The following is an 8,774-nucleotide window of genomic DNA, read 5'->3' as shown; positions in this document are numbered from 1 at the left end:
ATGCCGGCGCCAAGGACGATAATCTCTGTCATGATTGGCCTAATCCTGGCTCGTATTCGGCCATCTGGGCTACGCTATTGTGGTATGGGACCGTCCGGCCAGGTCCGCAATCCCGGCGCCTGGGGCCGACATCAATTGGGTCCGGGTTGACAGAAGTTGTCGCGACTGGCGGGAACGATGTCAACCATCTTGCAGCCGTGATGCGACAAGGTCATTCTGGCGCATATCGGCCCCTGCCACCATGTCCCCGGGCGCGACGCCCAACCCGGGCCACAACCCAGCACGGCCGAAACCCTGCGGGCCTGAGTTGAGGATGCCGCAGCGGCCAGTGTGGCTGTTGCCGCTAGCCGAGTTGAAGCAGCCGCCCCAGGACGTCCTCGCGGCGCAGCATGCCCACCAACTGGCCGGCCCGGAGCACTGGGAAGGATCGATGCGGCTCGGATAGAAACATCTCGGCTGCGGCAACAATGTCCAGTTCGGCTTCGATGGACTTGACCTGGTTGCTCATCTGGTCGCCCACATTCCCCCGCCATTGTCTGTAGTAGCTCGCCATCATGGCCGGGCGAAAACAGTCCTTCTGGGTGAGAATGCCAACCAGGTCGCCCGTCGAATTCACCACGGGCGCCGATTCCTGGCCATTGGCATGCAGCAGCCCCGCCGCCTGCCGGATCGGCATGGCAGCGTCCAGCGTCAGGTAGTCCGTGCGCATGACGGCAGAGATGGGGTCAGTCATGATGGCCTGCCTCCCGCAGTCTCTTCGGGCAGGCCGCACAGCGATCGGCATCGGGGAGGCAGCTCATGCTGCCACATGAGGACTGCAGCGGGCGCCCGCGCAGCATCAGCCCAAGCGACAGCCCGGCAGTGACCAGGAGCACTATGACCGGCGCGAAGATCATCTCCATCACACTCTCCTCAAAGCAGGTGCTCGGCGAAGCGGCCGACCGCCACCCGCCGCAGCCCCGCCGGTTCGTTGAACAGGAACAGGGCGTCCACCCCCTGCTGCTGCGCCAATGCGGGTCCGGCCGCGCCTGCCGCCATCAGCGCCGTGGCCCAGCCATCTGCAGTCATCGCCGCGTCGGCAATGACCGAGACCGAGGCGGCGGAGCCCAGCACCGGCTCCGCCGTGCCGGGGTCGATAATGTGGCTGTAGCGTCGCGCGCCCAGGGTAAACCCATTCACCTTGTCGCCCGAGGTGGCAATGGCCCGGCCGCCGAGATCGACCACTTCGACGGCGCCAGCAGCGCCGAGGCGCGGGTCTTCGACGGCAACATGCCAGCCTCGACCACTGGGATGGTGGCCGCGGGCGGCGATCTCGCCGCCCAGATCGACGACAAAATCCCGCACTTCATGGTGTTCGAGAGTGCGCACCATCTGGTCGAGCGCATAGCCCTTGGCGATGCCACAGAGGTCGAGGGTGAGTTTGGGGTGTCCCTTGCGCAGGGTATCGTCGGTGAGCTCGAAACCCGGGCTATCGGCGGCAAATTTCCCGACAACCGGCCCGAACCCCCAGCGACGCACCAGCGGGCCGACCGACGGATCGTAGCTGCCGGCGCTGGCCGTGCGCAGCGCCAATGCGGCGGCGATGACCATGTGCAGCTCGCGGTCAATCTGCATCGGGTCGAGCGCTTGAGCCTGGTTGAACCGGCCAATGGCGCTGTCGGGTCGCCACGGCGACATCAGCCCGTCGATCCGCGCCAGCGCTGCCTCCAGGGCGGGTCGCAGGCGCGCGGCGTTCGTCTGTTCGGGCAGGGTCACGGCCCACCCCGTTCCGAAAGCGGGTCCGTCCAGCACCATCGTGGCGGGGGAGCGGGCGAAGGAGGGAGCGGCGATGGCCGCGAGGCCGGCCGCCAGAACGAGACGGCGATTTGGACGGCGAAGGGTCATGGCCTCAACTCCCGAAGTCATCGTTGAAGATGGAATGCGGCTCAACCCCGAGCTGATCGAGCGCCGAGAGCACGGCGGAGATCATGACAGGTGGCCCGCATAGATAATACTCGCAATCCTCGGGCGCGGGATGGCTGCCAAGCGCCTTGAGGAGCACCTCGTGGACGAATCCGGTCGGTCCGTGCCAGCGGTCGCCCGGCGCCGGATCGGACAGCGCCACGGTCCAGTTGAAATTGGCATGGCTGGCGGCGAGTTGCTCAAACTCTTCGACATAGAACAGATCGGCGCGGGCGCGGGCGCCATAGAAGTAGGAGATGGGCCGCTGGGTGCCTTGTCCAAGCTGCTCGTGGATCATGGCGCGGAGCGGCGCCATGCCAACGCCACCGCCGACAAAGACCATTTCGCGCTCGGTCGGCTGCACGTGGAAGTCGCCGAACGGGCCGGACACATCGATGCTGTCGCCCGGCTCCAGCCCGAACAGGTAGGAGGACACCACTCCGGGCGGGATCTCGGCCTCCTGTCCCGCCGGGGGAACGGCCAACCTGATATTGAACACGACCCGCCCGCGGTCTTCCGGCCGGCTCGCCAGGGAATAGGCCCGGGTCGTGCGCTCCGACGCCTGCGCCCGCAGGCTTTCCCAGCCCGATATCCGCCAGGTCAACTGGTGTTCCGCTTCGACGTCGAGGCGGGAGAAATCGCGCTCATAGGGGGGCGCGGTGAGCAGCATGAAACTGCCGGCCCGGAATTTGAGGTCGTGTTGCGCGGGTAGTTCAAGCACCAGCTCGCGGATCAGCGGCGCCAGCATGCGGTTGCTGGCAACGGTGCAGGCAAAGGTCTCGGCCGACAGGATCTCGGGGCCGACCGTCACCTCTACCGAGCCGCGCAGGTTGAGCTGGCACGCCAGTCGCACATGGTCCCGTCGCTCCCGCGCCGACAGCAGGCCGCGCTCGGTGGATCGCAGCTCGCCCGCACCCTCGCCCGTCACGATGACGCGGCACTGTCCGCAGGTGCCGCTGCCGCCGCATGCCGCGGGCACCGCAATGCCGGCCCCATGCAGCACTTCGAGCAGCTTGGCTCCCCGCTTGGCCGGGATCACCTGGCCTCCATTGACGCTGACGGACAGCGCGATGTCGGGCACGAGCAGGGAACGCGCCACCAGCAGGCCGAGCGCCAGCGCCAGGATCAATGCGATGATCAGCAGGCTGCCGAGCGCGATCTCGATCATCATGGTGCCACCACCTGCGCGAAGGCGGAAAAGCCCAGCGACATCATGCCGGTCAGGATGAAGGCAATGCCCAGGCCCTGCAGTCCGTCGGGCAGGTCGGCATAGACCAGGCGACGCCGGATCGCCGACAGCATGATGACGGCAACGGCGAAACCCGTGCCCGAGCCAAGCCCGAAGACCGCGCTCTCGGCCAGGTCATAGTTTCGGTCCGCCATGAACAGGCTGCCGCCCAGAATGGCACAGTGGACGACAAGCAATGAGAGGAACACGCCGAATGTGGTGAACAGCGCCGGCAGGTAGCGGTCGAGCACCATCTCGACCAGTTGCACGGCAGCAGCGATCACGCCGATAAAGGTCAGCAGGCGCAGATAGCTCAGGTCGAGATCGGGCAGGCCGGCCCAGCTCCAGGCGCCGGGGGCCAGCACGAAGCGGAACAGCAGGTGATTGACGGGCACGGTGACGCCCATCACGGCGATCACGGCAATGCCCAGGCCAACCGCCGTGCCGGGCCGCCGCGACAGAGCGAGAAAGGTGCAGAGGCCCAGGAACAGGGTCAGCGGCATGTTCTCGACAAAGGCGGAACGAATGAAGAGGCTGGCGAGCTCGTTCATGGTCCGGGTTCCTTGACCCGGGTGAGGCCGAATTCGGACGTTTCGACCTGCTCGGGCCGCCAGCTCCGGATTGCCCAGACGAGGCCGCCGAGCAGAAAGAACGCGCTGGGCGCCAGCAGCATCAGGTTGAGCGGCTCGAACCAGCCGCCCTGCTCGACCGTGCGCAGCACCTCGACGTCAAGCAGCGTCCCCCGGCCGAACAGCTCGCGCAGGCTGCCAAGAATGACGAGGACCAGCGAATAGCCCAGCCCGTTGCCCAGCGCGTCGACCATGGCGGGGAGCGGCCGATTGTGCAGGGCGAATGACTCGGTGCGACCCAGGACCACGCAATTGGTGGCGATCAGGCTGACAAAGACCGAGAGGCGCTGGCTCATCTCGTAGAAATAGGCCTGCAGGAGCTGGTCGACGACGATCACCAGCGACGCGACGATGATGATCTGCATGATCAGCCGGATCGAGGACGGCAGGTGGTTTCGCAGCAGGCTGATGATTCCTGCGGCGCAGACGATCACGACGGTCAGGGCCGCCGCCATTGTTGCAGCGGCCGCCAGCGTGGTGGTGACGGCCAGCGCCGAACAGATGCCGAGAATCTGCAGGGTGACTGGATTCTGGCGCAGGATGGGGTCGGTAAGCGTTGACCAGGGGGACATCAGAACTCCCCTCGCCTGATGGCATCGAGCAGCGGACCGTAGCCCTGCGGTCCGAGCCAGAACTGCAGCATCCTGGCCATGGCCGTACTGGTCCTGGTGGCGCCGGTGATCGCATCGACCTCATATTCCGTAGTGGCTGTGCCCTGGGCGACAGAGAGCCGCACGGTACCTGTCTCGTCTGCCACCTGCTTGCCGGCAAATTGCGTCCGCCAGGCCGGCTCGTCGATCCGGGCGCCCAGGCCGGGGGTCTCGCCATGCGACATGACCGCCAGGCCGGCGACGGTATTCATGTCTGCCTCGATGGCGATCATCGCCTCGATCGGACCGCCATAGCCGGTGCCGCTGACGGGCAGGATCACCAGCTCGACCCGGTCATCGGGGCCGCGCAGCAGATAGACCTGCTTGAGGTTGGCGCGGCTGCCCAGATTGGCGATGTCCTCCTGCGGGGAAAGCTCGGTCCAGTTGCTCGAATTGGCCAGGGCAGCGGGAAGTGTTTCAGGGGTCACGTCCAGCGCGGCTTCGGCGCGGCGCAGGTCGACGACGACGGTGGACAGGGCCATTTCATCGGAGGCGGCGAGAATCTGGCTCAGGCCCGGGATCTCGGTGAGCAGCGCCTCGAGCCGGGTCTGCTGTTCCAGCGCGCGGTTCTGCGCCTGGATTGGCCGAAGCGCGACAGTGGCGCCCGTCACCATCACGGCGCAAACGGACGAGATCAGAAAGGCGATGACAATGGTCTTGGTCCGGCTTTCGTTCGGCAGGGATAAAAGCCTGCGCCAGAGCTGGATCGGGTTCAGTTCAGCCATGTCTATGTCTCCGGACCGCGCGCCACAAGGCAATGGCAATTTCGTCCAGCAGCGGCGCGGAAAGCGATGCCAGCAGCGCCGCAGACACGGCAATCTGCGCCGATGCGGTATCCCAGCTGGCCGCGAAGAGGACGATCAATGACCCGAACAGGGCACCATGGAGCCAGCGTCCAAGCGAGGTGGAGGCGGCGGTGGCCGGGTCGCAAACCAGAAAGACCAGGGCGAGGGCGACCGCGCTCGTCAACAGGTCGAGACTGAACCCGCCAGCGAGCACCAGCACCACCAGCGCCCCTGCCAGCACGCGCCACGGCAGCACACCGAATGCCAGCAGCAGCAATGCGGCGGGTATGGTGGCCCAGCCGATTTGAATGGCGAGGACCGGCCATGCGGCCGAGGGAAAGCCGAAGCCGAGGAACATGATCGCCACCACAGCCGGGCTCAGCACGCTGCGCCCCCAGCCGCCAAAGACGAGCTCGCCGAATACGAAGCCGAAGCTGATGCCCAGCACAAACTGCAGGGGCCCCACTTGGGGCGCCAGCATCGCAATGATCAGGGCCGACACGGCCCCTGCCGCGCTCGGTGGCTGGGCGCGCAGGGCGGTGAACAGACCCTGCCACAGCCCCCCGACAATGACCGCAAGCAGCAGACGACTGCCGCCGGTGACGCCTTCCTCCCAGAGCCAGGTGGCAGCCACCGGCAGCGCCGCCGCCAGCAGGATGAGCGCCACGGTCTCGCGGTTCCATATGCCGCGCATCATCGGTTGGCCTCGATGCGATCGAGCGACGCCCGGAGCAGATCGGAGAACCGGGGCGAGGCGGCCGTCACGTAATCGACAAGCGCCATGTCTTCCTCCAGCAGTGACAGCGCTCCAAGCTCTTGGGCTGCCTCGTCATCGCCGACCGACAGGGCCCGCAGCAGCGCCATGCCCGGCATGAGGCCGCCGAGTGCCTGTTCCACCGCGGCCGTGGCAATGATCGGCTCAGGACGGGACGCGCGGCGCAATGCGGCATCCAGCCAGTGTTGCTGTGGCCTGGAGTTCGAGCTGTCGAGCACAGTCACCTGCCGATCGTGATAGCCGAGCCAACGCGACGGGGCGCCGTCAATCACCGAGCCGGAAAGGATGACTGTCTGCCCGGGCTTGCTGTGCTTGTAGCACAGTTCACGCAGATCGGCGCCCGGCTGGCAGCGCACCAGGCGGGTTTCGCGCAGTCCGGGCCCCGCTACCGAAACCAGCCGCGTGGCGGGAAGGCTTGCCGTGGCCAGCAGTTCCCCAATGGCGACGACGTCCTCGATGCTGATATCCCATACCGGACGATCGGGTTCCGCCGGATAGTGGCGGTAAATCTGGAATCCGGCGAGACCGGAGGGGTGCAGGTCTCCCACGCGCGACACCGTCACGCCGGCCATGCTCGGCACGATATCGGGTCCGCTATTCTGGCAGAGATGAACCGGCCCGCTGCAGAGCCGGACAAGCGCCGCCAGGCCCAGCTTCACCCAGTCGCCCGCTTCCCCGTCCAGCACAAGCCGCGGATCTGCCGCGAGTGGCCGCGTATCAGCACCCATGACGAAGATGGCAGCCGGGCGCGCCACAGCTGCCGGGACCCTGCCGAACGGCCGCGAGCGAAAGCGCATCCAGAGGCCGGCGCCTTGCAGCAGCGCCCGCAGCGCATCCGAGCCGCTGCCGCCCGCCATCTCGTCACGGGCCTGCTGCGCATCATAGATATGGGGTTCGAGACGATCGCCAGTGGCAACAACCAGGCTGGTCAGTCTGCGGCCCGCGCCGATTTCAAGCCCGATGATCCGTCCCGACACCGGCGCGGTGACGATGCATTCGGGCCGTCGGCGGTCCCGCAGGATCGGCTGACCCTGAACGACCATGTCATCGAGCTGCACCAGGGGTTCAACCCGCAGGTCCATCTGCGGGCCCAGGCTCAGGCCGGCTTCCGCCGTGATGTGGGTTTCCGGCGTCGTAGGCAGAGGAAGGGGCGTGCGGATGGGCACCGTGAGGCCGCGTTTCCTGAGTCCTAAGATGGCGCAATCCTCCCTGACGACCTCGGGCCCCAACCAGTCCGCTCGAGGCTTTGCTTGACAAGCCAAGCCTCAGCAGCGACTTTTTCATGGTCCAGTCCAGTGAGCAAGGCCGCAATGCGCATCCAATCATTACTGCTCTGGGGCAGCATACCATTCATCTTTGCCGTGGTGTCTGCCACGGGGCAAAGCCCCGAGCGAACGCCGAACATGGAAGAGATAACGCAGTGGGCCCGTTCCGGGCACGCCAATGTGCACTCGGAGTCTTTCGCGCACTGGAACGATTCCGGTGAAATACCGCCCGTCTGTTCCACCTGCCATTCAGGCGCCGGCTTCCGCTCATTCTACGGATTTGACGGCAGCGAGCCGGGACTGCCGCAAAGCCCCGTCCCCGTTGGCGGCGTGGTCGATTGCGATACCTGTCATAGTCCGGGCCTGCCTGGCGTGACCGAGGTGCCGCTGCCATCCGGACGGGAGCATCCGGTGACCGGCGCCGAGGCCGCATGCATGACCTGCCATCAGGGGCGCGCATCGGGTGCCACTGTAGACAAGGCGGTCGCCGGACAACCGGACGACGAGGTCAACCCCGAACTCCGCTTCATCAATCCCCACTACGCCGTTGCGGCAGCCAGCCTGCTGGGCAGCGCCGGGGCGCTTGGATACCAGTATCCCGGCAAGGAGTATCAGCCCCGGTTCCTGCATGCCCGCCCGGTCGCAACCTGCATCTCCTGCCACGAGCCCCACAATCTGACTGTGGCTGAGGAAACCTGCCTCACCTGCCATGACACAGCAGACTCCCGGCAGATCCGGATTTCACGCCAGAGCTATGATGGTTCGGGTAATTTGCAGCAGGGCATCCACGCCGACATCGGCGCCAATCGGCAGCGCCTCTTTGCACTGATGGCGGACTATGCTCGCGAAATTGCCGGCACGCCCATGGTCTATGACCCCGCAAGCCACCCCTACTTCTTTGCCGACCACAATGGCGATGGGTTGGCGGACCAGCGCGAGGGCGCGCCGGTTGCCTATGCCAGCTGGACGCCGCGCTTGCTCAAGGCCGCCTATAACTGGAAATTCGTGGGCGCCGATGCCGGCATTCACGTTCACAACCCGCATTATGCGCTGGAGCTGGTGTTCGACTCTGCGGAGGACCTATCGGCAGGCCTGGGCAGGGATCTGACGGGCATGGCCCGATGAGGGTAACCCAGGCTCTGGGGGATCTCGCCCACCCGTTGATTGATTGAAGCCAGTTCGGCAGCTGTCGCCGTTCATCGCGAGAATGGCGATACGCCTCTGCAGCGCCGGTCAGACGCTGCGCGGAGTAAAGGCGCGCCTGGTTGGCGCGCCTTTGGAGGGAGAGGCTGACTTTTAGGGCTCAGGCGACCTTTACGCGCACCATCTGGTAGGAATAGGGGGGCAAGGTCACCGACAGTCTGCCGTTCGCGACCGTTGCGCCATCACCCTTTGTGGGGGCAACCTGCTGCTGGTCCTTTGCCGTGTTCACCGCCTTGAGATCGGGATGGGTCATCACCTGGTGATCGATGACACTGCCCGCAGCAAAGCCCTGCAGCTC

General features: G+C 66.0%; 11 protein-coding genes. 1 reads left to right on the top strand and 10 read right to left on the bottom strand.

What is annotated here, in order from left to right:
* Positions 1 to 343: 343 nt before the first annotated feature.
* From Q8O80_RS14245 to Q8O80_RS14205, 9 genes are read right to left on the bottom strand one after another with little or no spacing between them, the layout of a single operon-like run.
* Complete coding sequence (locus Q8O80_RS14245; RefSeq protein ID WP_305580356.1) at positions 344 to 733, bottom strand: CBS domain-containing protein; 390 nt, start codon at positions 731 to 733, stop codon at positions 344 to 346.
* Positions 726 to 902: a hypothetical protein gene (locus tag Q8O80_RS14240; protein WP_305580354.1), complete on the bottom strand. Its 177-nt coding sequence runs from the start codon at positions 900 to 902 to the stop codon at positions 726 to 728. The genes Q8O80_RS14245 and Q8O80_RS14240 overlap by 8 nt, the downstream gene beginning before the upstream one ends.
* A gap of 10 nt (positions 903 to 912) precedes the next feature.
* Complete coding sequence (locus Q8O80_RS14235; RefSeq protein WP_305580352.1) at positions 913 to 1,884, bottom strand: FAD:protein FMN transferase; 972 nt, start codon at positions 1,882 to 1,884, stop codon at positions 913 to 915.
* 4 nt (positions 1,885 to 1,888) lie between these two features.
* Complete coding sequence (gene nqrF, locus Q8O80_RS14230; protein WP_305580350.1) at positions 1,889 to 3,112, bottom strand: NADH:ubiquinone reductase (Na(+)-transporting) subunit F; 1,224 nt, start codon at positions 3,110 to 3,112, stop codon at positions 1,889 to 1,891.
* Positions 3,109 to 3,720 carry an NADH:ubiquinone reductase (Na(+)-transporting) subunit E gene (gene nqrE, locus Q8O80_RS14225; protein WP_305580348.1) on the bottom strand — a complete coding sequence of 204 codons (612 nt, stop codon included), beginning with the start codon at positions 3,718 to 3,720 and terminating at the stop codon, positions 3,109 to 3,111. Before nqrE ends, nqrF begins: the two co-directional genes overlap by 4 nt.
* A complete protein-coding gene (locus tag Q8O80_RS14220) occupies positions 3,717 to 4,370 on the bottom strand; it encodes an NADH:ubiquinone reductase (Na(+)-transporting) subunit D (protein ID WP_305580346.1) in 654 nt (217 codons plus the stop codon). Before Q8O80_RS14220 ends, nqrE begins: the two co-directional genes overlap by 4 nt.
* Positions 4,370 to 5,173, bottom strand: a complete 804-nt coding sequence (gene nqrC / locus Q8O80_RS14215; protein ID WP_305580344.1) for an NADH:ubiquinone reductase (Na(+)-transporting) subunit C — start codon at positions 5,171 to 5,173, stop codon at positions 4,370 to 4,372. Before nqrC ends, Q8O80_RS14220 begins: the two co-directional genes overlap by 1 nt.
* Entirely contained in the window at positions 5,166 to 5,930 is a 765-nt protein-coding gene (locus Q8O80_RS14210) for an RnfABCDGE type electron transport complex subunit D (RefSeq protein ID WP_305580342.1), read from the bottom strand. The genes nqrC and Q8O80_RS14210 overlap by 8 nt, the downstream gene beginning before the upstream one ends.
* Complete coding sequence (locus Q8O80_RS14205; RefSeq protein ID WP_305580340.1) at positions 5,927 to 7,237, bottom strand: Na(+)-translocating NADH-quinone reductase subunit A; 1,311 nt, start codon at positions 7,235 to 7,237, stop codon at positions 5,927 to 5,929. Before Q8O80_RS14205 ends, Q8O80_RS14210 begins: the two co-directional genes overlap by 4 nt.
* Before the next feature lie 81 nt (positions 7,238 to 7,318).
* On the opposite strand from Q8O80_RS14205, the gene Q8O80_RS14200 reads away from it, so the two are divergent.
* The gene (locus tag Q8O80_RS14200) at positions 7,319 to 8,398 is read left to right on the top strand and encodes a cytochrome C (RefSeq protein ID WP_305580338.1); all 1,080 of its coding nucleotides are present in this window, start codon (positions 7,319 to 7,321) and stop codon (positions 8,396 to 8,398) included.
* A gap of 178 nt (positions 8,399 to 8,576) precedes the next feature.
* Here Q8O80_RS14200 and Q8O80_RS14195 read toward each other — a convergent pair.
* On the bottom strand, positions 8,577 to 8,774 hold a 198-nt coding region (locus Q8O80_RS14195), incomplete at its 5' end, for an alpha-L-arabinofuranosidase C-terminal domain-containing protein (protein WP_305580336.1).

This window comes from Devosia sp., assembly GCF_030689745.1.
Classification (GTDB): Bacteria; Pseudomonadota; Alphaproteobacteria; order Rhizobiales; family Devosiaceae; genus Devosia; species Devosia alba.
The sequence above is the reverse complement of the archived record's forward strand: the minus strand, read 5'-3'. Positions and strand labels throughout refer to the sequence as shown.

Excerpts from the sequence above, each read along its gene's own strand:
- Q8O80_RS14245 (WP_305580356.1), bottom strand. The coding sequence starts at position 733 with ATGACTGACCCCATCTCTGCCGTCATGCGCACGGACTACCTGACGCTG.
- Q8O80_RS14240 (WP_305580354.1), bottom strand. The coding sequence starts at position 902 with ATGGAGATGATCTTCGCGCCGGTCATAGTGCTCCTGGTCACTGCCGGG.
- Q8O80_RS14235 (WP_305580352.1), bottom strand. The coding sequence starts at position 1,884 with ATGACCCTTCGCCGTCCAAATCGCCGTCTCGTTCTGGCGGCCGGCCTC.
- nqrF (WP_305580350.1), bottom strand. The coding sequence starts at position 3,112 with ATGATGATCGAGATCGCGCTCGGCAGCCTGCTGATCATCGCATTGATC.
- nqrE (WP_305580348.1), bottom strand. The coding sequence starts at position 3,720 with ATGAACGAGCTCGCCAGCCTCTTCATTCGTTCCGCCTTTGTCGAGAAC.
- Q8O80_RS14220 (WP_305580346.1), bottom strand. The coding sequence starts at position 4,370 with ATGTCCCCCTGGTCAACGCTTACCGACCCCATCCTGCGCCAGAATCCA.
- nqrC (WP_305580344.1), bottom strand. The coding sequence starts at position 5,173 with ATGGCTGAACTGAACCCGATCCAGCTCTGGCGCAGGCTTTTATCCCTG.
- Q8O80_RS14210 (WP_305580342.1), bottom strand. The coding sequence starts at position 5,930 with ATGATGCGCGGCATATGGAACCGCGAGACCGTGGCGCTCATCCTGCTG.
- Q8O80_RS14200 (WP_305580338.1), top strand. The coding sequence starts at position 7,319 with ATGCGCATCCAATCATTACTGCTCTGGGGCAGCATACCATTCATCTTT.